This window comes from Actinosynnema pretiosum, assembly GCF_024171695.1.
Classification (GTDB): Bacteria; Actinomycetota; Actinomycetes; order Mycobacteriales; family Pseudonocardiaceae; genus Actinosynnema; species Actinosynnema pretiosum.
In genome coordinates this window covers 151,840-177,046 of the sequence record NZ_JAMTCF010000019.1, presented here as the reverse complement: position 1 = coordinate 177,046, position 25,207 = coordinate 151,840, and the positions used below count along the sequence as shown (strand labels likewise).

General features: G+C 73.7%; 25 protein-coding genes and 2 rRNA genes. 26 read left to right on the top strand and 1 reads right to left on the bottom strand.

The window, feature by feature from the left end; genetic code table 11:
• The 15 genes from LV78_RS32355 to LV78_RS32285 all read left to right on the top strand — a co-directional run.
• Positions 1–284: ribosomal RNA gene (locus LV78_RS32355) — 23S ribosomal RNA — on the top strand; the annotation flags it as partial.
• 127 nt (positions 285–411) lie between these two features.
• Positions 412–528 (top strand): 5S ribosomal RNA (rrf, locus tag LV78_RS32350).
• A 125-nt stretch (positions 529–653) separates the two neighbouring features.
• Positions 654–2,375 (top strand): beta strand repeat-containing protein, encoded by a 1,722-nt coding sequence (locus LV78_RS32345; RefSeq protein ID WP_253849815.1) that lies wholly within the window; start codon positions 654–656, stop codon positions 2,373–2,375.
• The gene (locus tag LV78_RS32340) at positions 2,372–3,367 is read left to right on the top strand and encodes a tetratricopeptide repeat protein (protein WP_253849814.1); all 996 of its coding nucleotides are present in this window, start codon (positions 2,372–2,374) and stop codon (positions 3,365–3,367) included. Before LV78_RS32345 ends, LV78_RS32340 begins: the two co-directional genes overlap by 4 nt.
• Before the next feature lie 735 nt (positions 3,368–4,102).
• Positions 4,103–4,897 (top strand): HAD-IIA family hydrolase, encoded by a 795-nt coding sequence (locus tag LV78_RS32335; RefSeq protein ID WP_253849813.1) that lies wholly within the window; start codon positions 4,103–4,105, stop codon positions 4,895–4,897.
• Positions 4,894–5,067 carry a hypothetical protein gene (locus tag LV78_RS32330; protein WP_253849812.1) on the top strand — a complete coding sequence of 58 codons (174 nt, stop codon included), beginning with the start codon at positions 4,894–4,896 and terminating at the stop codon, positions 5,065–5,067. Before LV78_RS32335 ends, LV78_RS32330 begins: the two co-directional genes overlap by 4 nt.
• Positions 5,068–5,073: 6 nt before the next feature.
• The gene (locus tag LV78_RS32325; RefSeq protein ID WP_253849811.1) at positions 5,074–5,880 is read left to right on the top strand and encodes a TlyA family RNA methyltransferase; all 807 of its coding nucleotides are present in this window, start codon (positions 5,074–5,076) and stop codon (positions 5,878–5,880) included.
• Positions 5,877–6,779 carry an NAD kinase gene (locus LV78_RS32320; protein WP_253849810.1) on the top strand — a complete coding sequence of 301 codons (903 nt, stop codon included), beginning with the start codon at positions 5,877–5,879 and terminating at the stop codon, positions 6,777–6,779. Before LV78_RS32325 ends, LV78_RS32320 begins: the two co-directional genes overlap by 4 nt.
• A 38-nt stretch (positions 6,780–6,817) precedes the next feature.
• Complete coding sequence (gene recN / locus LV78_RS32315) at positions 6,818–8,596, top strand: DNA repair protein RecN (RefSeq protein WP_253849809.1); 1,779 nt, start codon at positions 6,818–6,820, stop codon at positions 8,594–8,596.
• A 367-nt stretch (positions 8,597–8,963) separates the two neighbouring features.
• Positions 8,964–10,172 (top strand): hypothetical protein, encoded by a 1,209-nt coding sequence (locus tag LV78_RS32310; protein ID WP_143760912.1) that lies wholly within the window; start codon positions 8,964–8,966, stop codon positions 10,170–10,172.
• A 141-nt stretch (positions 10,173–10,313) separates the two neighbouring features.
• Entirely contained in the window at positions 10,314–11,498 is a 1,185-nt protein-coding gene (gene steA, locus LV78_RS32305; RefSeq protein WP_253849808.1) for a putative cytokinetic ring protein SteA, read from the top strand.
• Entirely contained in the window at positions 11,495–12,430 is a 936-nt protein-coding gene (locus LV78_RS32300; protein ID WP_253849807.1) for a copper transporter, read from the top strand. Before steA ends, LV78_RS32300 begins: the two co-directional genes overlap by 4 nt.
• 278 nt (positions 12,431–12,708) lie before the next feature.
• Positions 12,709–14,406, top strand: a complete 1,698-nt coding sequence (gene pyrG, locus LV78_RS32295) for a CTP synthase (RefSeq protein WP_253849806.1) — start codon at positions 12,709–12,711, stop codon at positions 14,404–14,406.
• A 53-nt stretch (positions 14,407–14,459) separates the two neighbouring features.
• Entirely contained in the window at positions 14,460–15,095 is a 636-nt protein-coding gene (locus LV78_RS32290; protein WP_253849805.1) for an NUDIX domain-containing protein, read from the top strand.
• A gap of 504 nt (positions 15,096–15,599) precedes the next feature.
• Positions 15,600–16,010 carry a DUF2752 domain-containing protein gene (locus tag LV78_RS32285; protein WP_253849804.1) on the top strand — a complete coding sequence of 137 codons (411 nt, stop codon included), beginning with the start codon at positions 15,600–15,602 and terminating at the stop codon, positions 16,008–16,010.
• A gap of 69 nt (positions 16,011–16,079) precedes the next feature.
• Here LV78_RS32285 and LV78_RS32280 read toward each other — a convergent pair whose 3' ends face one another.
• Positions 16,080–16,664, bottom strand: a complete 585-nt coding sequence (locus tag LV78_RS32280) for a DUF1707 domain-containing protein (protein WP_253849803.1) — start codon at positions 16,662–16,664, stop codon at positions 16,080–16,082.
• 92 nt (positions 16,665–16,756) lie between these two features.
• Here LV78_RS32280 and xerD point away from each other — a divergent pair, with 92 nt between their 5' ends.
• From xerD to LV78_RS32225, 11 genes are all read left to right on the top strand, one after another.
• Positions 16,757–17,647, top strand: a complete 891-nt coding sequence (gene xerD / locus LV78_RS32275) for a site-specific tyrosine recombinase XerD (RefSeq protein WP_253849802.1) — start codon at positions 16,757–16,759, stop codon at positions 17,645–17,647.
• 166 nt (positions 17,648–17,813) lie between these two features.
• Entirely contained in the window at positions 17,814–18,149 is a 336-nt protein-coding gene (locus LV78_RS32270) for an ArsR/SmtB family transcription factor (RefSeq protein WP_253849801.1), read from the top strand.
• 92 nt (positions 18,150–18,241) lie between these two features.
• Positions 18,242–19,210, top strand: coding sequence for a ParA family protein (locus LV78_RS32265; RefSeq protein ID WP_253849800.1), 969 nt, complete (start codon positions 18,242–18,244; stop codon positions 19,208–19,210).
• Entirely contained in the window at positions 19,207–19,611 is a 405-nt protein-coding gene (locus tag LV78_RS32260) for a hypothetical protein (RefSeq protein WP_253849799.1), read from the top strand. Before LV78_RS32265 ends, LV78_RS32260 begins: the two co-directional genes overlap by 4 nt.
• Positions 19,612–19,784: 173 nt before the next feature.
• The gene (locus LV78_RS32255; RefSeq protein WP_253849822.1) at positions 19,785–20,612 is read left to right on the top strand and encodes a segregation and condensation protein A; all 828 of its coding nucleotides are present in this window, start codon (positions 19,785–19,787) and stop codon (positions 20,610–20,612) included.
• Entirely contained in the window at positions 20,540–21,190 is a 651-nt protein-coding gene (gene scpB, locus LV78_RS32250; RefSeq protein WP_253849798.1) for an SMC-Scp complex subunit ScpB, read from the top strand. The genes LV78_RS32255 and scpB overlap by 73 nt, the downstream gene beginning before the upstream one ends.
• Positions 21,171–21,923: a pseudouridine synthase gene (locus LV78_RS32245; protein WP_096496264.1), complete on the top strand. Its 753-nt coding sequence runs from the start codon at positions 21,171–21,173 to the stop codon at positions 21,921–21,923. Before scpB ends, LV78_RS32245 begins: the two co-directional genes overlap by 20 nt.
• Before the next feature lie 375 nt (positions 21,924–22,298).
• The gene (locus LV78_RS32240; protein WP_253849797.1) at positions 22,299–22,499 is read left to right on the top strand and encodes a hypothetical protein; all 201 of its coding nucleotides are present in this window, start codon (positions 22,299–22,301) and stop codon (positions 22,497–22,499) included.
• Positions 22,500–22,679: 180 nt separating this feature from the next.
• A complete protein-coding gene (locus LV78_RS32235; RefSeq protein WP_253849821.1) occupies positions 22,680–23,444 on the top strand; it encodes an ABC transporter permease in 765 nt (254 codons plus the stop codon).
• Complete coding sequence (locus LV78_RS32230) at positions 23,441–24,250, top strand: ABC transporter permease (RefSeq protein ID WP_253849796.1); 810 nt, start codon at positions 23,441–23,443, stop codon at positions 24,248–24,250. The genes LV78_RS32235 and LV78_RS32230 overlap by 4 nt, the downstream gene beginning before the upstream one ends.
• Before the next feature lies 1 nt (position 24,251).
• Positions 24,252–25,136: an ABC transporter ATP-binding protein gene (locus tag LV78_RS32225; protein ID WP_253849795.1), complete on the top strand. Its 885-nt coding sequence runs from the start codon at positions 24,252–24,254 to the stop codon at positions 25,134–25,136.
• Positions 25,137–25,207: the final 71 nt, after the last annotated feature.

The window sequence follows — 25,207 nt, the reverse complement described above, 5'->3', positions numbered from 1 at the left end:
CCGCCGCGCGCGTAGGATACTTGCGGAAGGCTGTCCCTAGTACGAGAGGACCGGGACGGACGAACCTCTGGTGTGCCAGTTGTCCTGCCAAGGGCATTGCTGGTTGGCTACGTTCGGAAGGGATAACCGCTGAAAGCATCTAAGCGGGAAGCTCGTTCCTAGATGAGGTGTCCCACCCCTTTGTGGGTTAAGGCCCCCAAGAGACTATTGGGTTGATAGGCCGGAGATGGAAGACCAGTAATGGTTGGAGTTGACCGGTACTAATAGGCCGAGGACTTGTCATGAAGACGCTACGCATCCACTGTGCGGTTCTGAAGGAACCGAACCGACCGTCACCGGTCGGCGACCGCCCCTGACGGGGGTCCGGGCGCCGGTGGGGTGGTGCTGTGTGGTTGGTTATCTTCATAGTGTTTCGGTGGTCATTGCGGTTGGGGAACACCCGGTCCCATTCCGAACCCGGTAGTTAAGCCTTCCAGCGCCGATGGTACTGCACTCGTGAGGGTGTGGGAGAGTAGGACGCCGCCGAACATTCTTTCCTGAAAGGGCTTGTGGTAGGGGGACACATTAGGTTGTGTCCTACCGCAAGCCCTTTCGGCGTGTCCATAGGAGGAATCAGGTGAGCAGGTTCGGGGATCGTCCCGGCGACCGTCAGCGTGGCCAGGGAGACCGACCGCGCCGATTCGACGGTGGCCATGCCGGTGGGGATCGCAAGCAGGGTGGCGGTGAGCGGTCGGGCGGCTACCAGAAGCGTGATGACCGGCCCCGTTACGACAAGCCGCGCGAGGACCGTGGGGACAGCAGGCGCGACGACAGCCGTCGTGACGACCGCAGGTCCTCGGACAGCCGCGACAGTCGCGGTGGTGGCTACCCGCGTCGGGACGACCGGTCCGGTGGTGACCGGGGCGGCTACCAGAAGCGCGACGGCGGTGACCGCGGTTTCCAGAAGCGCGATGACCGCGGTGGCGAGCGGACCTTCCAGAAGCGTGATGACCGCGGTGGGTTCCAGAAGCGCGACGACCGGTCCGGTGGTGACCGGGGTGGCTTCCAGCGCCGCGACGACCGTGGTGGCTACCCGAAGCGGGACGACCGCGACGGTTCCACCGGTGGTTACCAGCGTCGTGATGACCGTGGTGACCGGGGCTTCCAGAAGCGCGACGGCCAGAGCAGCGGTTACCCCAAGCGGGATGACCGGGGTGGCGAGCGCGGTGGGTTCCAGCGCCGTGACGACCGGTCCAGTGACCGTGGTGGTTACCAGAAGCGTGACGACCGGTCCGGTGGTGACCGGGGCGGGTTCCAGAAGCGCGACGACCGGGCGCCTCGCAAGGACTTCTCGCGCGACGACCGTCCCCGCTTCGAGCGTCGGGACGACCGCGCGGGTTCCACCGGCGGGTTCCAGAAGCGTGACGACCGCAGCGGTTCCACCGGTGGTTACCAGAAGCGGGACGATCGCGGCGGTGAGCGCGGTGGGTTCCAGAAGCGGGACGACCGGGCTGGTGGGCGCGGGTTCGAGCGCGGTGGCGACCGGGATTCCGGGCGCCGGTTCGACGGTGGCGAGCGGCGGGAGTTCCGGCCGCGCGACGACCGGGGTGGCGACGACCGCGGGTTCCGCCGGGACGACCGGGGTGGTGAGCGCAGCTTCCAGAAGCGGGACGACCGTGGAGGGGAGCGTGGCGGCTTCCAGCGCCGGGACGACCGCAGCGGGTCCACCGGTGGTTATCAGAAGCGGGATGACCGGGGTGGCGAGCGCGGTGGGTTCCAGCGCCGTGACGACCGGTCCAGTGACCGTGGTGGCTACCAGAAGCGTGACGACCGGACCGGTGGTGACCGGGGCGGGTTCCAGCGTCGGGACGACCGTGGTGGGTTCCAGAAGCGTGAAGGCGGGTCCTCGGACCGGCCGTTCCGCGAGTACCGGCCGCGTGACGACCGCTCGGGTGACCGTGGCGGCGACCGCACCGGTGACCGGGGTGGGTACCAGCGTCGGGACGACCGCGCGGGTTCCACTGGCGGTTACCAGAAGCGGGATGACCGGGGTGGCGAGCGCGGTGGGTTCCAGCGCCGTGACGACCGGTCCAGCGACCGGGGTGGCTACCAGAAGCGCGATGACCGTGGTGGCGACCGGGGCGGTTACCAGCGTCGGGATGACCGGGGCGGGGACCGCGGTGGGTACCAGCGTCGGGACGACCGCAGCGGGTCCACCGGTGGTTACCAGAAGCGGGACGACCGGGGTGGGTACCAGCGGAGCGACGAGCGGTCCGGCGGGTACCAGCGCCAGGACGAGCGCGCTTCCAGCGGGCCGCGTGACGAGCGCAGCCGTGAGCGGGCCGCCCGGTTCCAGGAGCGGATCGCCCAGGGTGAGGGTGACGCTCCCGAGGTGACCGGCGAGAGCGTCGACGCCGCCGAGGGCGCTGTGGCCCCCAAGGCCGTTGACGTGGACGCCGAGGGCGACTCGGGTGAGTCGGCTGAGGGCACTGCTGTCGCGGGTGCCGACGAGGACGCTGCCGTCGCGGTCAAGGAGGACGCTCCCGTCGAGGAGAGCGCCGCTCGCGCGGAGGCTGCGGATGACGCGGTCGACGTCGACGGCGCCGACGACCTGCGGGACGACAACCCGGCCGACCGGGACGACCGCGAGCTCGGCGACCGCGAGGTGGACGAGCGCGGCGACGGGCGCGGGGACCGGTTCGAGCGGCGCGCGCGCACGCCCGAGCTGCCCGAGGAGGCCGACATCTCGGCCCTCGACCCCGAGGTGAAGCAGGAGCTGCGCGGGCTGCCCAAGGGGCTCGCCGAGATCGTCGGCAGGCACCTGGCCGCCGCCGGGCTGCTCGTCGACGAGGAGCCCGAGCTGGCGCTGGAGCACGCCCGGTACGCGCGCAGCAAGGCGTCGCGGGTCGGTGTGGTCCGCGAGGCGGCGGGCATCGCCGCCTACCAGGCGGGCGAGTGGGCCGAGGCGCTGTCCGAGCTGCGCGCCGCGCGTCGCATGACGCACGGTCCCGGCCACATCGCGATCATGGCCGACTGCGAGCGCGCCCTCGGCCGCCCGGAGCGGGCGATCGAGCTGGCCCGCGAGGTCCAGGTGCAGGGGCTGAAGCTGTCCGCCGACGAGCTGGTCGAGCTGCGGATCGTCGTGGCGGGCGCCCGTCGGGACATGGGTCAGCTGGACGCGGCCGTGGTCGCGCTGCAGGGCGCGGACCTGGACGAGAAGCGTCGGGACCCGTGGAGCGCGCGGCTGTTCTACGCGTACGCGGACAACCTGGCGGCTGCCGGGCGGACCGAGGAAGCCGTGAAGTGGTTCCTCAACGCCGACGCGGCCGACGAGGACGGGGAAACGGACGCCGCCGAGCGCGCGTTCGAGCTCGGGCCGCAGGACTGACGCAGGACTGAAGCTGGAGCAGTGCCTGCGTGGCTCCTGAGGGGGCCTGCGCGGCACGATTGGAGCACCACCGGGCCCGGCCCGCTGGACACGCCCCCACGGGGGCGGTCCGGCGGGCCGGGCCTTTTTTGTTGGACGGGAGGGGAAGCTGCCGGGGGTGGGGGCCTGTGGGGAGGGGAGCTGGGCGGTTTGGGGGACGGGGAGCGGCGGTAGGGCAGGCGGGGAGCGGCTGTAGGGCAGGTGAGAACCGGCTCCAACGGGGCGGGGAACGGCCCGGCCGGGCGGGGACATGGACCCGGCGGGCGGGAAGCGGGCCTTGCGGGTGTGGAACGGGCTCGGCCGGTGAGCGCGGACCGGTGTGAGGGGGCGCGTCGGACGGGAGAGCGAGGAGTTGGCGGTTGCCAGAGCTGAGGACCGGAGTCCGGGCAACGTCGGGAGGTGAGGCGCCGGACGGGAAAGTGGTGTCCGGCGCGGGTGCCAGGTGCCTGCCGGGCACGGGCGTCGGGGGAATGAGACGAACAGCTCACCGACGTCCCCGAGGACCCCGGCCGCCTCGTCCTGGTCGGGGTCAGGGGTGTTCCTGCCGGTTCTCCGGGGTGCCCCGGCGAGGTTTCCCGGTGCGGGGTCGCCGTATCGTCGGGTTCGGGGCCGCCCGTCAGCGGGCTGGAGCGCCGCAGGACTGAGATGTGGGCCGGGCCCGGCGCCCGGTGGCCGCTTGAGCGAGAGGAACCACCGGTGACCCTGCTGTCCCGCTACGACGCACTGCTGCTGGATCTCGACGGCACGGTCTACCGGGGGCACGCGCCCGTTCCCGGCGCGCCCGAGGCGGTCGCCGCCGCGCGGGCGGCCGGGCTCGCCATCCGGTTCGTCACGAACAACGCCTCGCGGTCGCCGCAGGAGGTCGCCGACCACCTGGCCGAGATCGGGTTCGCGCCCGCGCTCGACGAGGTGTCCACGAGCGCCCAGGCCGCCGCCGCGATGATCGCCGACCTCGTCCCCGCCGGTTCCACGGTGCTGGTGCTGGGCACCGAGGCCCTGGTGGAGCAGGTGCGGCAGCGCGGGCTCGTGCCCACGCGCACCGCCGACGGGGCCGTCGGGGTCATCCAGGGGCTCTCCCAGGACACCGGGTGGCGGGAGCTGGCCGAGGCCTGCGTGGCGGTGCGGGCGGGCGCGGTGTGGGTGGCGTGCAACGTCGACCTGACGCTGCCCACCGAGCGCGGTCTGCTGCCGGGCAGCGGGTCGCTGGTGCGCGCGCTCATGGCGGCCACCGACGCCGAGCCGCTCGTCGCGGGCAAGCCCGCCGTGCCGCTGCTGGAGCAGGCGGCGAAGTCGGCGGGCGCGCAGCGACCGCTCGTGGTCGGCGACCGGCTCGACACCGACATCGCGGGCGCCTGCAACGCGGGCATGGACTCGCTCCTGGTGCTCACCGGGGTGTCGACCCGCGAGGAGGCCATGGCGCTGCCCGAGGACCAGCGGCCCACCCACATCGCCGACGACCTGTCGGTGCTATCGGCTACCGTGAGCGGGTGAGCTTTGACGTTCCCCTGCCCGGCCCGCCGCGAGACCCGGTCGCCGGGATCGACGACGCGCTGGCCGGGCTCGACGGGCTTGCCCAGGTCGAGGTCGCGCTGCACGTCGCGCGGTTCGACGAGGCGCACGCCGCGCTGACCTCGGCCCTCGCCAGCATCGACAAGGTGTGACGCGACGTGGCTCGCAGGGCTCGGCTCGACGCCGAACTGGTCCGCAGGGGCATGGCCCGCTCCCGTGAGCACGCCAGCCAGCTCGTCGCCGAGGGCAAGGTGACGGTGCGCGGCTCGGTGGCCACCAAACCGGCCACGGCCGTCGAGCTGGACACGGCGCTGGTGGTGCGCGACACCGACGACCCCAACTGGGCGTCGCGGGGCGCGCACAAGCTCGTCGGCGCCCTGGAGGCGTTCGACGGGATCACCGTGACCGGCAGGCGGTGCCTGGACGCGGGCGCGTCCACCGGCGGGTTCACCGACGTGCTGCTGCGCGCGGGCGCCCGCCAGGTGGTCGCGGCCGACGTCGGCCGGGGGCTGCTGGACTGGAAGTTGCAGACCGACGAGCGCGTGGTCGTGAAGGACCGGACCAACGTGCGCTCGCTCACGCCCGAAGTCATCGGCGGCCCGGTGGAACTCGTGGTGGCCGATCTGTCGTTCATCTCGTTGAGGCTGGTGCTGCCCGCGCTGGCCGCGTGCCTCGACGAGGAGGGCGACCTGCTTCCCATGGTGAAGCCGCAGTTCGAGGTCGGCAAGGAGCGCCTGGGGTCCGGCGGGGTCGTCCGCGACCCCGAGCTGCGCGCCGCCGCCGTCCTGGAGGTCGTGGAGGCCGCCTCGGGCCTGGGGTTGCGGCTGCACGGGGTCGTCGCGAGCCCGCTGCCGGGACCGTCCGGCAACGTGGAGTTCTTCGCGTGGCTGCGGCGCGGGCGACCGCTGGACGTGGTGGACGCCGCCGCGCTGGTGCGGGCGGCAGTCGCGGAGGGACCGCAATGAGCTGCCGGGAGATCCTGCTCGTCGTCCACACCGGGCGGCCGAGCAACGTGCTGGTCGCGCAGGACGTGGCCGCCCGCTTCGCCGAGGCGGGGATCGGGCTGCGGGTGCTGGCCGACGAGTCGCCCGAGCTGGACCCGTCCTGCTCGTACGGGGCGGTGGTGGCGGCCGACGACGAGGCCGCCGAGGGCACCGAGCTGGTGTTCGTGCTCGGCGGTGACGGGACGCTGCTGCGCGCGGCCGAGCTCGCCCGCCCGGCGGGGGTGCCGGTGCTCGGGGTGAACCTGGGGCGCGTGGGGTTCCTGGCCGAGGCCGACTCGGACGCGCTGCACGAGGCGATCAAGCACGTCATCGACGGCGCCTACGACGTCGAGGAGCGGATGACGGTGGACATCACCGCCTACGACTCCTCCGGCGCGGTGCTCCAGAGCACCTGGGCGCTCAACGAGGCCAGCGTGGAGAAGTCCTCGCGCGAGCGCATCCTCGACGTGGTGGTGGAGGTGGACGGGCGGCCGGTGTCGGCGTTCGGCTGCGACGGTGTGCTCGTCGCCACTCCGACCGGGTCGACGGCGTACGCGTTCTCGGCCGGTGGGCCGGTGGTGTGGCCGGACGTGCAGGCGCTGCTGGTGGTGCCGAGCAACGCGCACGCGCTGTTCGCCCGGCCGCTGGTGGTGTCGCCGTCGTCGGCGGTCGCGCTGGAGGTCGACCACCAGGGCCACCCTGCGGTTTTGTCCGTCGACGGGCGGCGCGGGGTGGAGCTGCCGCCCGGCTCGCGGGTGGAGGTCGTCGGGGGGTGCACGCCGCTGCGGCTGGTGAAGTTGCGCAAGGAGCCGTTCACGGACCGGCTGGTGCGGAAGTTCTCCCTGCCGGTGCAGGGATGGCGCGGTCCGTCGGCAGGTTGACCGTCCGATCGTCGTCCCCGCCAAGTAGGGTTCCCGCTGTGCTGGCCGAGATGCGCATCCAGGGCCTCGGTGTGATCGACGAGGCCACCCTTGAACTCGCCGAGGGTTTCACCGTTGTCACCGGGGAGACCGGGGCGGGCAAGACGATGGTCGTGACCGGGCTCCACCTGCTGGGTGGCGGCCGGGCTGAGGCGTCGCGCGTGCGCAACGGCGCCGAACGCGCGGTCGTCGAGGGCCGGTTCCAGGCCCCAGCGGGGAGCCCCGCGGCGAAGGTCGCCGAGGAGGTCGGCGGCGAACCCGACGACGACGGTTCCGTGATCGCGGTGCGGACCGTCGGCGCGGACGGCAGGTCCCGCGCGCACCTGGGCGGTCGCTCGGTGCCGGTGGGCGTGCTGTCCGAGCTGGCCGAGCAGCTGCTGGCCGTGCACGGGCAGAACGACCAGCTGCGGCTGCTGCGGTCCGCCGAGCAGCGCTCGGTGCTCGACCGGTTCGCCGGTGACGAGGTCGCCGGGCCGCTGGGCGCCTACCAGCGGGTGCGGGACGAGTGGCTGCGGGTCGCGACCGAGCTGCGGGACCGCACGCGCAGCTCGCGGGAGCTGGCGCGCGAGGCGGAGCTGCTGCGGCACGGGCTGGCGGAGATCACCGCCGTCGACCCGAAGCCCGGTGAGGACGCCGAGCTGGTGGACGAGGCGCGCAGGCTCGCCGACGCCGACCAGCTGCGCGAGTCGGCGGCGGGCGCGCAGTACGCGGTGGCCGGGTCGCCCGACGGGGACCCGGACAACCCCGGCGCGCTCGGGCTGATCGGCGAGGCGCGGCGGCGGCTGGGCACCTCCGACGACCCGAAGCTGCGCGAGCTGGAGCCCCGGCTGGTGGAGGCGGAGACGCTGCTGGCCGACGTGGGCGCGGAGATCGCGTCCTACCTGGAGCACCTGGACGCGGACCCGGCGCGGCTGGAGCAGGTGCTGGCGCGGCAGTCCGAGCTGAAGATGCTGACCCGCAAGTACGCGGCCGACGTGGACGGCGTGATCGCGTGGGCGGAGAACGCGTCGTCGCGGCTGTCCGGTCTGGACACCTCCGACGAGGCGCTGGCGGCGCTGGCGGCGCGGCGGGACGAGCTGGGCGTCGAGCTGGCCGGGTACGCCGAGCAGATCACGGCGGCGCGCGCCGAGGCGGCGCTGGAGCTGGGCCGCGAGGTGTCCGAGGAGCTGACCGGGCTGGCGATGCCGCACGCGAACGTGGAGGTCGCGGTGCGGCCCCGGCTCGCGGACCAGGGCGAGGTGAACGCGCTGGAGGTCGGCGGGCAGCTGCTGCACGCCGGGGCGTCCGGCGTGGACGAGGTGGAGCTGCGGCTGATCTCGCACCCCGGCGCGCCCGCGCTGCCGGTGCACAAGGGCGCGTCCGGCGGTGAGCTGTCGCGGGTGATGCTGGCGCTGGAGGTCGTGCTGTCGCACTCGGACCCGGTGCCCACGCTGGTGTTCGACGAGGTCGACGCGGGCGTCGGCGGTCGGGCGGCGGTCGAGGTGGGGCGGCGGCTGGCCAGGTTGGCGCGCAGCCACCAGGTCATCGTGGTCACGCACCTGCCGCAGGTCGCGGCGTTCGCGGACCGGCACCTGGTGGTGGACAAGACCGCCGACGGGATCCTGACCCGGAGCGGGGTGCGGGTGCTGGACGAGGGGCAGCGGGTCGTGGAGCTGGCCCGGATGCTGGCGGGCATGGACTCGACGGACACCGGGCGGGCGCACGCGGAGGAGCTGCTGGCGGCGGCGAAGGCCGACAAGGAGACCGCCGTGGTGCGGCGGGGGCGTCGGAAGGGCTGATCCTGGCGCTGCGGGGCCGTCGCCGGGAGGCGGTCGGTCGTCGTGGTGGAACGCGCGCGGGCTCGTCGGGGATCTTCCCGGCGGGCCCGTCGTCGTTGTGGGGCGGCGGGAGGTGGGGCGCTTCGGCGGTCGGGGGCGGTGGCGGCACTGCTGGTGCTGCGCGGGAACGCGGCCGGGGTCGGCGCGGGAGCGGTGGAACAGTGGCCCGTGAGGTGGCCACGGCCCACCGGCGTGGTCGTGCGCGTCGTGGTCGTGCGCGTCGTGGACGTGGGTGGGGCGGACGTGGGCCTGCGGTGACGCTGTTCGGCGGTGGCACGTGCGCGTCGGGGCGCTGTCGGCGGGCAACCGGCAGCGGCATCATGTCGTCATGGGATTACGGGGTGTCACCGGCCGGGGAGTGCCCTGGCTGTGCGGGCTCGCGGGCGCGGTCGCCGCCGTCGGGCTGCTGCCGCTGCTCTACCGGGTGCGCACGGACGACTTGCGCGGCGACGAGGTGCAGAACTGGACCGAGACCCGTGTGGCCGCGTTGGAGCAGCAGATCGAATACGGGCCGGTCAACGCCGCGTTCCCCGTGCCCGGCCCGCTGCTGGGCGTCCCGGTGCTGTGCGCGGTGGCGCTGCTCCTGCTGGCGGCGGTGCTCGTGGCGCGTGGGGCCTGGCTGGGGCGGCTCGTCGGGACGGTCGGGGTTGGTGTGCTGGTGGGCGTGGTCGCCGGGGTGGTCGCGGCCTACTCGGGGGAGGTCACCCGCGCCGAGGCCGCCGCCCGGCGCCTGACCGAGCGCCTGGCGAGCGACGAGCCGGGGCAGGGGTTCTCGATCACCGACACCACCGTGTCGCCCGAACCGGGGTTCTGGGCGCTGTGCGCGGCGGTCGTGGTGGCGCTCGTCGCCCTCGTGCCCCTGCACCGGGCCGCGCCGCCCACCCGCGTCGGCGTCGGGGCGCGGGACCGGGTGGGGGCGGCGCTGGTGGCGCTGGGCGCGGTGCTGGTGGGCGGTGGGCTGGTCACCGAGCTGCACTGGGAGCGCCCCGACCTGAGCGTGCACGGGGGTGATTACCACGAGGCGACCTCGGTGTGGGCGTTCGCCAGCACCAGGCGCACCTGGCTGGCGGACGAGGCGCCCGACGTCTCGGACGTGACCGGCTACGCGCCGGGGGGCTGGCTCGTGGCGCTCGCGGTGGTGCTGCTGGTGGCGGTGGCGCTGCTGGCGCGCGGCCGGGCCGTGGGCAGGCTGCTGGCGCTGCTCGGCGCGGGCGGGCTGCTGGGGCTGGTGTGGTCGGTGGGCGGGAAACTGCCCACGATCTTCGCCAGGGGCGAGATCCCCGGCGTCATGCCGGACCCGACCGCGACGCAGGGGTACGGCACCGGGTTCTGGGTGCTGTGCGCGGCGGTGGTGGTGGCGCTGGCGGGCGCCGCGCTGTCGCAGCGGCGGCCCGTCCCCGACTACCGGCCCGCAGGGGCGGTCCTGCGCCACCACGACCCCGCCGAGGACGACGGGGTCGTGGTGCACGACATCAGCGGGTTCGACGACGACCCGCTGCACCCGGACCGGTGGCCCGCCTCCGGCGCTGGGGGGTGAAGGTGGACCCCACGGTCGGGTGGGTTGGTCACTCCTTCGTCGGGTGACGGTCAGGCTGGGGGGTGAATCGGGCGGTGACCTGGTCGGACGGGCCCGGCGTGTCGGGACGGCGGCCCGGTCGGCTTTGCCACCATCGGCCGCATGAAGCTGTCCGGGATGCTCAGCCGAGCGCAGCACGAACCCCAGGGGACCTCCGGTGTCGCGCGGGTCGACCGCAGGGCCTCCGAGCTGCTGCGGCGGCTCGGGCCCGGCGACATCGCGGTGCTCGACCAGGTCGACATCGACCGCAGGCTCGCCGAGGCGCTGCTGGCCGCCGAGGTCGTCGGGGTGGTCAACGCCTCCCCGTCGATCTCCGGGCGGTACCCGAACCTCGGGCCCGAGCTGCTGGTGGCGTCCGGGATCGCGCTGGTGGACGACGTGGGCGCCGCCGCGCTGCGGGAGATCAAGGACGGGATGCGGCTGCGGCTGCACGGGGGCGTGGTCTACCTCGGCGACCGGGAGGTCGCGCGCGGCGTCGAGCAGACCGAGGCGTCCGTGGCCGACGCGCTGGTCGAGGCGCGCGAGGGGATGTCCGCGCAGCTGGAGGCGTTCTCGGCGAACACGATCGAGTTCCTGCGCCGGGAGCGGGACCTGATCCTGGACGGCGTCGGCGTGCCGGACGTGCCGGTGCGGATGCGCGACCGGCAGGTGCTGGTGGTGGCGGGCGGGCCCCGGCACGCCGAGGAGCTGCGGCGGTTGCGCAAGTACGTGCGGGAGCACCGGCCGGTGCTGGTCGGGGTGGAGCAGGGCGCGGACACGCTGTGCGACGCGGGGTACGAGCCGGACGTGATCGTCGGGGACCCGGCCGCGATCGGGGCGGTGGCGCTGCGGGCGTGCGAGCAGGTCGTGGTGCCCGCGCAGGCCGACGGGCACGCGCCGGGGCTGGACCGGGTGCAGGATCTCGGCGTGGGGGCGGTGACGTTCCCGGCGGCGGGCAACGCGGAGGACCTCGCGCTGCTGCTCGCCGAGGCGCACGGGGCGAGCCTGGTGGTGACCGTGGGGCTGCGCGCCGGGCTGCGGGAGTTCCTCGACCGGGGGCACTCCGGGTCCAACCCGTCGACCTTCCTGACCAGGCTCAAGCTCGGCGGGAAGCTGGTCGAGGGCGAGGCGGTCGCCGCGCTGCACCGCAGCCGGGTGTCCACCGGGGCGGTCGCGCTGCTGGTGGGGTCGGCGGTGCTGGTGCTGCTGGTGGCGCTGGCCGCGTCCGGGGTGGGGCAGGTGCACCTGGACGCGGCGGGCGACGGGATCGCGGCGCTGGCGCGGTGGGTCGGGGGGTTGTTCGGGTGATCACCATGCGTTACCACGTGGTGTCGCTGGCCGCCGCGTTCCTGGCGCTGGCGGTCGGGGTGGTGCTGGGGTCCACGGCGCTGAGCGGGCCGCTGCTGTCCGGGCTCGCCGAGGACAACGGGCAGCTCGGGCAGCGGGTCACCCGGCTGGAGCAGGAGCGCAACGGGCTCGACGCGAAGCTGGCCGAGGCCGACCGGTTCGCCAGCTCCATCGGGCCCATGGCGGTCCGGGGGCAGCTGACCGACCGGACCGTGCTGGTGGTGTCCACCTCGGACGCGCACTCCGGTGACCGGGAGGCGCTGGTGGAGCTGCTCGGGTCGGCCGGGGCGCTGGTCACGGCCCAGGTGGAGCTGACCGACGCGTTCACCGACCCCCTGCAGGCCGACCGGTTGCGCGACCTGGTCGCGCGCTCGCAGCCCTCCGGGGCCGAGCTGCCCGCCGGGGCCGACCCCGGCACGCGGGCCGGGGCGCTGATCGGGACGCTGCTGCTGCTCGACGGGGAGAACAAGGCGCAGGCCACGGACGAGGAGCGGGCCTCGGCGCTGAGCGCGCTGGGGAGCGCCGGGTTCGTGAAGGTCGCGGAGAACGCCCGGCCCGCGCAGTTGGCCGTGGTGCTGAGCGGCGGGGTCGTGGACGACGGGGAGGACTCGGGGGACCGGGCCGCGACCGTGGCGCGGTTCGCCACCCAGCTGGACCGGTCGGGGGCCGGGGTGGTGCTCGCCGGGCGCGGGGGGAGCGCCGAGGGGCGCGGGCCCATCGGGGTGGTGCGGGCCGACCAGGCCGCCGCGTCGGTGCTGTCGACGGTGGACAACGCGGACAGCGCGGCCGGGCGGGTGGTGACCGTGCTGGCGCTGCGGGAGCAGGTCGACGGGGGATCGGGGCGGTACGGGGTCGCCGGGAACGCCCAGGCGCCCTCGCCGGGGACGGCTTAGGGGGCGGCGCGGAGGGCGGTGCGGAGGACCGGTCGGCGGGACCGGTTGACGGAAGCGGCCGGGCCCGGTCGGTCGTCCCGGTTGGTCGTCACCGTCCGCGACGGGGTGCGCGCTCGGTGCGCTCGCTGGTCAGGGCGGTGGCGCCCGCGCGCCCTCCTAGGCCGTCCAGGTGACGCGCGCGCGGGCCGGTGGTGCGCTGGGTGACCGGCGGCGTGTTAGCGTTAGGGCCCGTGGACAGGGCGTCGTCCCTGCTGGAAATTCGGACCACGGGAGCCTCGTTGGCGCTTCAGGCACGCACTACCAAGCACGTTTTCGTCACCGGGGGTGTGGCCTCCTCGCTCGGCAAGGGGTTGACCGCGTCGAGCCTGGGGCAGTTGCTCACCTCCCGTGGGCTCCGGGTCACCATGCAGAAGCTCGACCCCTACCTCAACGTCGACCCCGGCACGATGAACCCGTTCCAGCACGGCGAGGTGTTCGTCACCGAGGACGGCGCCGAGACCGACCTGGACATCGGGCACTACGAGCGGTTCCTCGCGCGTGACCTGTCCGGGGACGCCAACGTCACCACCGGGCAGGTGTACTCCGAGGTCATCGCCAAGGAGCGGCGCGGCGAGTACCTGGGCGACACGGTCCAGGTCATCCCGCACATCACGGACGAGATCAAGCGGCGCATCCGCGCCATGGCGGAGCCGGACGCCGACGGCGTCGTGCCCGACGTGGTGATCACGGAGGTCGGCGGCACGGTCGGCGACATCGAGTCGCTGCCGTTCCTGGAGGCCTGCCGCCAGGTGCGCCACGACGTGGGCCGCGACGACGTGTTCTTCCTGCACGTGTCGCTGGTGCCCTACCTGGCGCCGTCCGGCGAGCTCAAGACCAAGCCCACCCAGCACTCGGTGGCCGCGCTGCGCAACATCGGCATCCAGCCGGACGCGATCGTGTGCCGGGCGGACCGGGAGATCCCGGACTCGCTCAAGCGCAAGATCGGCCTGATGTGCGACGTGGACACCGACGCCGTCGTGGCCGCGGTGGACTCGCCGTCCATCTACGACATCCCCAAGGTGCTGCACGCCGAGGGCCTGGACGCCTACGTGGTGCGCCGCCTCGGGCTGCCGTTCCGCGACGTCGACTGGACGGTGTGGGGCGACCTGCTCGACCGGGTGCACAACCCCTCCGAGGAGGTGCGGATCGGCCTGGTCGGCAAGTACGTCGACCTGCCGGACGCCTACCTGTCGGTGACGCAGGCGCTGCGCGCGGGCGGGTTCGCGCACCGCACCAAGGTCGACGTCGTGTGGGTGCCGTCCGACGAGTGCCAGACCCCCTCGGGCGCGGCCTCCGCGCTGGCCGGGCTGGACGCGGTGCTCATCCCCGGCGGGTTCGGGGTGCGCGGCATCGAGGGCAAGGTCGGGGCCATCACGCACGCCCGCACCAGGAACATCCCGCTGCTCGGGCTGTGCCTCGGCCTGCAGTGCCTGGTGATCGAGACCGCGCGGAACCTCGCCGGGATCGCCGACGCGAACTCCACCGAGTTCGAGGAGGGCGGCTCGCCGGTCATCTCCACGATGGCCGACCAGGAGGACGTGGTCTCCGGGCAGCGCGACATGGGCGGCACGATGCGGCTGGGCGCGTACCCGGCCTCGCTGACGCCCGGTTCGCAGGTGGCGCGGGCGTACGGCACGACCGAGGTGTCCGAGAGGCACCGGCACCGCTACGAGGTCAACAACGCCTACCGGGAGCAGCTGGCCGAGGCCGGTCTGGTGTTCTCCGGGACGTCCCCGGACGGCAGGCTCGTGGAGTTCGTGGAGCTGCCCGCCGAGGTGCACCCGTTCTTCGTGGCCACCCAGGCGCACCCGGAGCTCAAGAGCCGCCCGACCAAGCCGCACCCGCTGTTCGCGGCGTTCGTCAAGGCCGCGCTGGACCACCGGCTCGCCGACCGGCTGCCCCTGCCCGAGCCCGAGCCCGCGAGCGCCGGGCAGTGAGCGGCGGCCCGGCGAGCGGTGACCGGGTGGGCGGTCCGGTGGATGATGGTGCGGTGAGCGAATCGGTGAGCGGCAGGCACGTGTTCGACGTCGTCGGCACGCGGGACGTCCACGTGGGACGGGTCGTGGCGCTGCGGGTGGACGAGGTCGCCATGCCCGGCGGCGGCACGGCCAAGCGCGAGGTCGTGGAGCACCTCGGCGCGGTGGCCGTGGCCGCCGTGGACGAGGACGGCCTGGTCACCCTGATCCACCAGTACCGGCACCCGCTGGGCAAGCGCATCTGGGAGCTGCCCGCCGGGCTGCTCGACGCCGGTTCCGAGACGCCGCTGGCGGCGGCCGAGCGGGAGCTGGTGGAGGAGGTCGGGCTCACGGCGGGCGACTGGGTCACCCTGGTCGACGTCGCCGCCTCGCCGGGGTTCACCGACGAGGTCGTGCGGGTGTTCCTGGCGCGGGGGCTGACCGAGGTGGACCGGCAGGTGCTCGGCGAGGAGGAAGCCGACCTGGAGGCGCGGAAGTTCCCCGTGGACGAGGCCGTGGCGATGGCGCTGCGCGGCGAGATCGTGAACGGCGCGGCGGTGGCCGGGTTGCTCGCGACGCAGGCCGTGCTCGCCGGGCGGGCCGAGCCCAGGAGCGCGGACGCGCCGTTCGAGGACCGGCCCAGCCGGTTCGCCGCCAGGAGCGAGCAGTAGGAGTGGGCGGGCCCGCCTGACGGGCGGGGACCGGTCGACCGGGGCCGGGAGCGCGGAGGTGGTGGGGCGGTCGCCCCGCCGGGGCCTCAGGCTCCCGGCCTTCGCTGTGCCGGCCTTCGCCGTGCTGGCCTCCGCTGTGCCGGTCGCCGCAGGCTCGCGCGCTTCGTGCTGCTGCGGTGGGCGGCTCGCCCTCGGCCTCCAGGCTGGGGCCGTGTGGTGGCGGGGTGGCTAGCCCTCGGCCTCCGTGCTGCTGCGGTCTGGCGGTGGGGCAGCCCGACCTCGGCCTTCGGGTTGGGGCGGTGTGGTGGAGGGGCAACCGGTGCCCGGTTCTCGGGCTGCGGCGGCCCGGTCCAGGCCTTCGCACTGCGCCTGCCAAGTCCCGGCCTTCGTGCTGCTGCGGTGGGAGTTGTCGGTCCCCCGCCCTCGGGCTGAGGCGGGCGTGCCGGTGCTCACGCGCGGGGCTAAGCCGGTGGGACTGTCGGACCACCGGTGCACAATGGTCCGGTGGGGGTCGGTCTGCGGGGTCGCCTGGTCGCGGCGTGGAAGCCGCTCGCGGTCGCGGGCGGGGTCGGCGCGGCGGCCTCCGTGCTGCTCTTCGTCGACCCGAACCAGCCGGGGTCGTGGTTGCCGCCGTGCCCGCTGCGGGCGCTGACCGGGATCTGGTGCCCGGCCTGCGGGGCCACGCGGATGGCGCACGCGCTGCTGCACGGCGACCTCGTCGCGGCCTGGCACCTCAACGCGGTCGGGCTCGTCGCGGGCGTGCCGTTCGCGCTGTGGCTGTGGGGGCGGTGGTTGCGCGCGCGGCTGCGCGGGGCGCCCACCCCGCAGGTGCCGCCGGTGGTCGGGAACGTCGTGATCGTGGTGTGCGTGCTGTGGGTGGTCGCCAGGAACGCGCTGTCGATCGGGGCCGTCTAGCCGGGTGGTCCCGGACCGGGGCGCGCGCCCGCGCGCGGCGGAGCGATCCGCCGCGCCCGCCTCGCGAGGTCAGTCGCGCAGCTTGCGGCCGTTGCCGTCGGTGCCACCCGCGATCAGCAGGATGATCCCGTCGATGAAGGCCCAGATCCCGAACCCGCCGCAGGTCAGCAGCTGGGCGATCGCGATGCCGTAGTCGCCGGTGTAGAAGCGGCCGACGCCGAAGTAGCCCAGCAGGACCTGGAGCACGCCCGCGACCATCTTGGACTTGTCCGACAGCGGGGCGCCCGAGACCGGGTCGAGGCCGTACGGCGCGTACACGCCCGGCGGCACGCCGTACGGCGGCGTCACGTAGATGGGCGTCCCGAACGTCGCGTGAGGGGGCTCCTGGGGCAGCACCGAGGTCTGGTGCGCCTGGAACGGCGGCGGGGTCGGCTGGCCGTAGCCGAGCGCGGGGGGCAGGAACGGCGGGTGCGGCACCGGCAGGTCCTGGAACAGCTCGGCCAGGTCCTGCACGGTCTGCGCCGCCGTAGCCGCGCCCACGCGCTGCTCGTACTCGGCTATCTCCAGCCTGCCCGCCGCGAAGTGCTCGTTCAGCGCGGAGATCGCTTCCTCGCGCTGCTGGGTGCCGATGCGGAGGCGGTGGGGTTCTGACACACCGGCAACGGTATCCGAGCGGGGCGTCCCGGAGGGACGTACTGTGCGAACGTGCGGATCTTCGTTGCCCCAGCGGGGGAACCGGGCCCGGCGTGACGCCCGGCGACGCGGTCACGGCCTACCTCGACCACCTGGCGGTCGAGCGCGGCTCCGCCCGCAACACCCTCGACTCCTACACCCGCGACCTGCGGCGCTACCTGGCGCACCTGGAGGCCTCGGGCCTCGGGCTGGACGCGGTCACCGAGGCGGTCGTCGGCGACTTCCTCGCCGGGCTGCGGGAGAGCGGCCTGGCGCCCTCGTCGGCCGCGCGGACCCTCGTCGCCGTGCGCGGCCTGCACCGCTTCGCGCACCGCGAGGGCCTCACCGCGAGCGACCCGGCCAAGGACGTGCGCCCGCCCGCCGCGCCGCGCAGGCTGCCGAAGGCGCTGCCGGTCGACGACGTGCTGCGGCTGCTCGACACCGCCGGTGACACCCCGGCCGCGCTGCGCGACCGCGCGCTGCTGGAACTGCTCTACTCCACCGGCGCCCGCATCTCCGAGGTGGTCGGGCTCGACGTGGACGACGTCGACGCCGCCGAGCGCACCGCGCTGCTCGACGGCAAGGGCGGCAAGCAGCGCGTCGTCCCGGTCGGACGGCCCGCGCTCGCCGCCGTGGAGGCGTACCTGGTGCGGGCGCGGCCGGTGCTGGCCAAGCGCGGCGGACCCGCGCTGTTCCTCAACGCCAGGGGCGGGAGGTTGAGCAGGCAGAGCGCGTGGCAGGTGCTCAAGACCGCCGCCGAGCGGGCGGGCGTCGTCGCCGAGGTGTCCCCGCACACGCTGCGGCACTCGTTCGCCACGCACCTGCTGGAGGGCGGCGCGGACGTGCGCGTCGTGCAGGAGCTGCTCGGCCACGCCTCGGTGACCACGACGCAGGTGTACACGCTGGTCACGGTGACCACGCTGCGGGAGGTGTACGCGACGGCCCACCCCAGGGCCGCCGGGTGAGCGGGCCGGACCTGTCCGCCCCGCGCGGAATCACGCGCGTTCGCGGAACCACCGGGCCGCAGGATCGTTGCCCTTTCAGGAGAGGGGTGCCCGCGCGGCTCCCGGCGGTGGCCGCCGCGAGTACCGTGTCTGCCGGGTGACCACGATCGGGGAGGGGTGTGTTGGCGTGGCCGGGGTTCCGGAGCCCGAGCGCTCCGATATCGAACTGGGCGCGGTGCTGCACGCGCTGAGCGACCCGACCAGGCTCGCCGTCGTGCGGCAGATCGAGGCCGAGGGCGAGCGGTTGTGCGGGGGGTTGAGCGTGGGGGTGGCGAAGTCGACCCTGTCCCAGCACCTGCGGGTGCTGCGCGAGGCGGGGCTGACCAGGACGCGGGCCTGCGGCAACCAGCGCTGGGTGTCGTTGCGCCGCGACGACCTCGACCGGTTGTTCCCCGGACTGCTGGACGTGGTGCTGGCCGCCGCGTCCAGGGGGTCGGTGGAGCGGGAGCCGGTGGCCGGGTGAACCGGCCTCCCGCGCGCCCGGCGAGGCGCGTTGCCGCTGACCAGCAGGGCACTTAGGCTTCGCCCAGGGACAGGACTAGGAGTCGGGGAGAGATGTCGTCACCGGAGCAGGTGGGCGAGGGGGAGCACCCCGCGCGACCACCGCGCACCGGTGTGCGGAAGGCATCGGTCGACCTGAGCCTGGCCCCGCACGCCGCGCCGGTCGAGGAGGAGGTCCCCGACCAGGCCGTCGGCGAGATCGGGCCGACCGGCAGGCCGCTGCGGTTCGTGGCCGACCCGCCCGAGATCGTCCACCACGGGCCCGCGAAGATCCTGGCCATCTGCAACCAGAAGGGCGGGGTGGGCAAGACCACCTCCGCGATCAACCTCGGCGCCTCGCTGGCCGAGCACGGCCGCCGGGTGCTGCTGGTCGACTTCGACCCCCAGGGCGCGCTGTCGGTGGGGCTGGGCGTGCACCCGCACCAGCTCGACCAGACGATCTACAACGTGATCATGGAGCGGGACGTCGGCGTCCAGGACGTGATCATGGGCACGCCGGTGGAGAACATGCACCTGCTGCCCAGCAACATCGACCTGTCGGCGGCGGAGATCCAGCTGGTGTCCGAGGTGGGGCGCGAGCACACCCTGGTGCGCACGCTGCGGCCCGTGCTGGACCTGTACGACTACGTGCTGGTGGACTGCCAGCCCTCGCTCGGCCTGCTCACGGTGAACGCGCTGGCCGCCGCCGACGGGGTGCTGATCCCGCTGGAGTGCGAGTTCTTCAGCCTGCGCGGGGTGGCGCTGCTGATCGACACCATCGAGAAGGTCCGGGAGCGGTTGAACCCCAAGCTGGAGATCACCGGGATACTGGCCACCATGTACGACCCCCGCACCCTGCACTCCCGCGAGGTGATGGCGCGCGTGGTGGAGGCCTTCGGCGACGTCGTCTTCGACACGGTGATCAACCGGACCGTCCGGTTCCCGGAGACCACCGTCGCAGGCGAGCCGATCACCCGGTGGGCGCCGCGCTCCGCGGGCGCCCGCGCCTACCGCGCCCTGGCGCGCGAGGTGATCGCCAGGTGACCCGTCGCCCCACCTTGCCGGGCGCGTCAGAGCTCTTCCGCTCGACTGTCGCGTCCCAGCCTGCCACCGCGCTCCCCGGCGAGCCCGACGTCGTGCTGGTCGCCCGCCCGCAGCTGCCCCCGCAGCCCGAGCCGGTCGGGGAACCGGCGGGCGCCGACGACCCGTCCGCCGACAGCGGCAGGCGGGGCAGCGGGCGGGAGAAGCACAGCACCAAGTTCACCGTGTACGCCTCCGACGAGGAGCTGCTGGCGCTGGAGCAGGCCAAGCTCGTGCTGCGCGGCAGCCACGGGCTCGTGGTCGACCGGGGCCGGGTGGTGCGCGAGGCCATCGCGATCGTGCTGGACGACCTCGAAGGTCGCGGCGACGACTCGCTGCTCGTGCGCAGGTTGCGCGAGCGGTGAGCGGCGGCGCCACCGCCGACGGCACCGGTGCCGTCGGCGCACCCGACATCGACGCACCCCTCGACGGGGTGGCGGACGACCCGAGCGCGGACGCCCCGAGCGCGGGTGGCCAGGCCGCCGCGACCGGCCCGGCCCCGGAACCCGGCGGTGATCGGCAGGCGGACCCCGAGGTCGTGGCCGACACTCAGGCCGTGGCCGAGCAGGAGGCCGACGGGCGGTTCAAGGTTCGGCTCACCAACTTCGAGGGGCCGTTCGACCTGCTGCTGCAGCTGATCTCGCAGCACACGCTCGACGTGACCGAGGTCGCCCTGCACCGGGTCACCGACGACTTCATCGCGCACCTCCGGGGCCTCGGCGACGCCTGGGACCTGGACGAGACCACCGAGTTCCTGGTCATCGCGGCCACCCTGCTCGACCTCAAGGCCGCCAGGCTGCTGCCCCAGGGCGACGTGGAGGACGAGGAGGACCTGGCGCTGCTGGAGGCGCGGGACCTGCTGTTCGCGCGGCTGCTCCAGTACCGGGCGTACAAGCAGGTCGCGGCCCTGTTCGCCGAGCTGGAGCAGGGCGCGCAGCGGCGGTACCCGCGCTCGGTCGCGCTGGAGCGGCGGTTCGAGGGGCTGCTGCCCGAGGTGATGCTCGGCGTCGACCCCCGGCGGTTCGCCGAGATCGCCGCCGTGGTGTTCCGGCCCAAGCCGCCGCCGACGGTGTCGATCGCGCACGTGCACCAGCACCGCATCTCGGTGCGCGAGCACGCGGCGCTGCTGCGCGAGCGGCTCGCCGAGCTGGGCACCGCCACGTTCACCGAGCTGGTCGCGGACTGCGAGAACACCCTGGAGGTCGTGGCGCGGTTCCTGGGCCTGCTGGAGCTGTACCGGGAGAAGGTGCTGGCGTTCGAGCAGCCCGAGGCGCTGGGCGAGCTGAGCGTCACGTGGGTCGGCGGCAGCGTCGAGGAGGCCCGCGCGCAGGCGCCGGACGACGACGAGGACGAGGAGTACGGGTGAGCGACCCCAGGACCGACGACGCGGAGGTCGTGGACCTGTCCGACGACGCCGAGTTCGAGAGCGCGCTGGAGTCCGTGCTGCTCGTCGTGGACAGCCCGGTGGACGAGCAGCAGCTCGCGGGCGTGTTCGAGCAGCCCGCCCGGCGGGTCAAGGCGACCCTGCGGCGGATGTCCGAGCGCTACACCGCCTCGGGCAGCGGCATCGACCTGCGTAGAATCGGCGACGGCTGGCGGTTCTACACAAGGGACCGCCACGCGCCATTCGTGGAGAAGTTGCTGCTCGACGGGCAGCGCGCCAAGCTCACGCGGGCAGCGCTGGAGACGCTCGCCGTGATCGCCTACCGGCAGCCCGTCACCAGGGCGCGCGTCGCGGCGGTCCGCGGCGTCAACGTCGACGGGGTGATCCGCACGCTGGTCGCGCGCGGGCTCATCGCCGAGGCGGGCAACGACAACGACACGGGTGGCATCCTTTACCGGACGACCGAACTGTTCCTGGAGCGGTTGGGGCTGGCGTCGCTGACCGACCTGCCCCCGATCGCTCCCCTGCTGCCCGAAGTGGATGCGATCGACGATGTCTGACCCCGGTTCTGAAGGCGTTCGGCTCCAGAAGGTGCTGGCCAAAGCGGGGATCGCCTCCCGGCGGGTCGCCGAGGAGCTCATCGAGCTCGGCCGCGTCCAGGTGGACGGCGAGGTGGTGCGCGAGCAGGGCCGCCGCATCGACCCCGACAAGGCGGTCGTGCACGTGGACGGCGTGCGCGTGGTGCTCCAGGAGGACGTCGTCACGCTCGTGCTGAACAAGCCGCGCGGGATGCTGTCCACCATGCACGACGACGCGCACCGGCCGTGCGTGGGCGACCTGCTGGTGAACCGCAAGGAGCGGCTGTTCCACGTCGGCAGGCTGGACGCCGACACCGAGGGCCTGCTGCTGGTGACCAACGACGGCGACCTCGCGCACCGGCTCATGCACCCCTCCTACGAGGTGCCCAAGACCTACCTGGCCGAGGTGCCCGGCCCGATCCCGCGCGACCTGGGCAAGCGGCTGCGCTCCGGCGTGGAGCTGGAGGACGGCCCGGTCAAGGTGGACTCGTTCAAGCTGATCTCCTCGCTGCCCGGCAGGGCGCTGGTGGAGGTCGTGCTGCACGAGGGGCGCAAGCACATCGTGCGGCGGCTCCTGGAGGCCGTGGGGCACCCGGTGCAGACGCTGGTGCGGACCGCCGTGGGCGAGGTGCGGCTGGGCAACCAGCGGCCCGGCTCGCTGCGCGTGCTGAACCGGCAGGAGGTCGGGTCGCTGTACAAGGCCGTGGGCATGTAGGTCGACGGGGGAGTCGCGCGAGAGCGCTCTCTCCGACGCGGGGCCGCACCGGTTCGCCGGGGCGGCCCCGTTGCGCGTTCCGGGGCCCCGCGTGCGTTCCGGATCGCGGCCGTTTCTCGGCCCCGGCGTGCGTTCCGGGCCCCGTGCGCGACTGCTCCGCGCGGGGGAACTTCCACTCAGCGGAAATGAATCCGGGTGGTCGCGCGCGGGCTGTGGGAGCGTGCCGGACGGCTCGGGCGCGGTGGCGCGCTCCCGGTCGGGAGCGGGCGGGCGTTCGGGTGGGGGCGATCCCGGCCCAGGGGACCCGGCCTCCCCCTGGATCCGGTCGGTGGTCCCCGGCGCGGGGTGATCCACTCCGCGTGGGCGGGTCGTCCGGTGTGGACCGCGCTGTGGTATCGCGTGCGCGGTTTTGCCGAGCAGTTCGAGGAAATCGTTCGTCCGACGACCGGAATGGACGGCTGCGGCGCGTTGTCCGAGGCGTTCGGCGGGGGACGTGGAAAACTGATCGTGAATTCGTCCTCTGTGGACGAGAAGCGAGTTTTCCCGGCTATCCAGGGGATCACCCGGATGACGTAGAGGCCTCCTGCCTGCGCAGTAGTACCCACTGCTGTGCTTGCGGTGGCTTCAGTGCGCAGCGAAGTCAACTCGACCGGATCGGGGGGCGAAGTTTTCTGCTCCCTTATTGTGGCAACCCCGTTCGACTCTCTAGATTGGCCGGGTTGGCTCGGGTTGATCAACTGGGAAGAGGCGTTGCGCGTGCGTGCGCTAACCCGAGGACTGCTCGGTGCGGCCGGGTTCCTCGTCATTTGGGAGCTTTTCGGCCGATCAGGCCTGGTTCCCCAGGAGTACCTGCCGCCGCCCTCCGTGGTGGCGGTCGAACTGCTCGCCCTGCTCGGGGACGGGACGTTCCTGCGCGACGTCGTGGCGACCGTGCTGGCGCTGCTCATCTCGGTCCTGGTCTCCGTCGGCATCGCCGTGCCGGTGGGACTGGTCCTGGGCAGCGTCGCGTCGGTGCGCCACGCGACGCGCGCCGTGGTGGAGTTCCTGCGCCCCATCCCGTCGGTGGCGCTCATCCCCCTGGCGATCGTCGTGCTGGGCCTCGGCCCGGAGATGAAGATCGCCCTCGCCGTCTACGCGGCGGTGTGGCCGATCCTGTTCAACACCATCTACGCGCTCGACGAGCTGGACCCCCTGCTCGTCGACACCGCCCGCGTGTTCGGCGCGAGCCGGGTGCGCGTGCTGTTCTCCGTGGCGCTGCCCAGCGCGCTGCCGTTCGTGTTCACCGGCATCCGGCTGGCCGCCACGACCTGCCTGGTCGTGCTGGTCAGCGTCGAGATGCTGGCGGGCGGCGCGGCGGGGATCGGCGAGTTCATCATGGACGCCCGCAGCGGCGCGGGCCGCATGGACCTGGTGCTCGCGGGCACCGTCGTCGCGGGCGTGCTCGGCTACCTGCTCAACGAGGGCCTGGAGCGCGCGCAGCGCCGCTGGGTCGGCTGGGGCTTCGCGGAGGGCAGGTCGTGAGGGCGCTGTCGGGTTTCCTCCAGCGGTGGGTGGTCTTCGGCTGCCTGGTCCTGGTGTGGGAGGCGGTCACGTTCCTCGCGGACGACCCGTTCTTCCCGCGCCCCACGGTGATCGCGGAGGCCGCCGCCGAGCTGTGGCTCAGCGGCCCCGCCGAGACGCTGTTCCTGAGCGACGTGGTGTTCGAGCACCTGGTGCCCAGCCTGACCAGGCTGCTCACCGGGTGGGGCATCGCCGCCGTCGTCGGCGTCGCGCTCGGCCTCGCCCTCGGCCGCTCCGCCCGCGCGATGGACTACGCCGGGCCGGTGCTGACGTTCATGCGCTCCATCCCGCCACCGGCGCTGGTGCCGGTGTTCCTGCTGCTGTTCAACATCGGCACCTCGATGCAGCTGGCCACGATCGTCTTCGGCGTGCTGTGGCCGATCCTGCTCAACACCGTCGACGGCGCCCGCTCCGTCGACAGCACCAAGACCGACACGTCCGAGGTGTTCCGCATCCCGCGCGCCCAGTGGGTCCTCGGCGTCGTCCTGCCGTCGGCCGCCCCGAAGATCTTCGCCGGTCTCCGGGTCAGCCTGTCGCTCTCGCTCGTGCTCATGGTCGTCTCCGAGCTCGTCGGCACCGACAACGGCATCGGCTCGCAGCTGCTGCTCGCCCAGCGGCAGTTCGACTTCCCCGGCATGTGGGCGGGGATCGTCCTGCTCGGCGTGCTCGGCTACACCCTCAACACCGTGCTCCTCGCGCTGGAGAACCGGGCGCTCGCCTGGCAGCCCAAGCGCGAGGGGCGCACCCCCGCGACGGTGGAGGATTGACATGACCGCGATGCTCGAAGTGGCCGCGCTGGGCCACACCTACCAGGGCAAGGACGGCGCCCACACGGCGATCGACGACCTCTCCTTCACCGTCGGCGCCGGTGAGCTGGTCTGCGTCGTCGGGCCCTCCGGCTGCGGCAAGTCCACGCTGCTCCGGACGATCTCCGGGCTGGTGCGCCCCAGCCGGGGCGCGGTGAGCCTGCACGGCAACGCGGTCAAGGGCGTGCCCGACGACCTGGCCGTGGTGTTCCAGGACTACAGCCGCTCGCTGTTCCCGTGGCTGAGCGTGCAGAAGAACGTGGAGTTCCCGCTGCGCAGCTCGGTCGGGCGGGCGAAGCGGCGGGCGCGCGCGGCCGAGGCGCTGGAGTGGGTCGGGCTGTCGGCGGCGGGGCGCAAGTACCCGTGGCAGCTGTCCGGCGGGATGCAGCAGCGGGTGGCGATCGCGCGGGCGCTGGCGTACCGACCGGCCCTGCTGCTGATGGACGAGCCGTTCGCGTCGGTGGACGCGCAGACCAGGTTCGAGCTGGAGGACCTGCTGCTGAAGATCCGCACCGAGCACGACACGACGGTGCTGGTGGTCACGCACGACATCGACGAGAGCGTGTACCTGGGCGACCGGGTGCTGGTGCTGTCGACCTCGCCCGCCTCCGTGGTGGCGGACCTGCGGGTGGACCTGCCCGCGCCGCGCGACCAGATCACCACGCGCGAGTCCGACGTGTTCGTGGGGCTGCGGGCGGAGGTGGCGCGGCTGCTGAACGTGGGCAAGCCCTCGCCCGCCCGGCGTCCGGCCCCCGGTCGGCGGGCCTCGGACGGGCAAGCCGCGAGATGGGCGGCCGAGGAGCGTGCCGAGGTGGAGAGGGGCGCCGCTCAGCGCCTGGTGCGCTGACGGCTTCTCGGCGGCGCCGAGGGTCTTCGCCCCCACGGGGGTGGTTCGCGGGGCGGTTCCCGCGCGTCCGG

Excerpts from the sequence above, each read along its gene's own strand:
- LV78_RS32320 (WP_253849810.1), top strand. The coding sequence starts at position 5,877 with ATGAGCTGCCGGGAGATCCTGCTCGTCGTCCACACCGGGCGGCCGAGC.
- LV78_RS32310 (WP_143760912.1), top strand. The coding sequence starts at position 8,964 with ATGGGATTACGGGGTGTCACCGGCCGGGGAGTGCCCTGGCTGTGCGGG.
- steA (WP_253849808.1), top strand. The coding sequence starts at position 10,314 with ATGAAGCTGTCCGGGATGCTCAGCCGAGCGCAGCACGAACCCCAGGGG.
- LV78_RS32265 (WP_253849800.1), top strand. The coding sequence starts at position 18,242 with ATGTCGTCACCGGAGCAGGTGGGCGAGGGGGAGCACCCCGCGCGACCA.
- LV78_RS32245 (WP_096496264.1), top strand. The coding sequence starts at position 21,171 with ATGCGATCGACGATGTCTGACCCCGGTTCTGAAGGCGTTCGGCTCCAG.
- LV78_RS32225 (WP_253849795.1), top strand. The coding sequence starts at position 24,252 with ATGACCGCGATGCTCGAAGTGGCCGCGCTGGGCCACACCTACCAGGGC.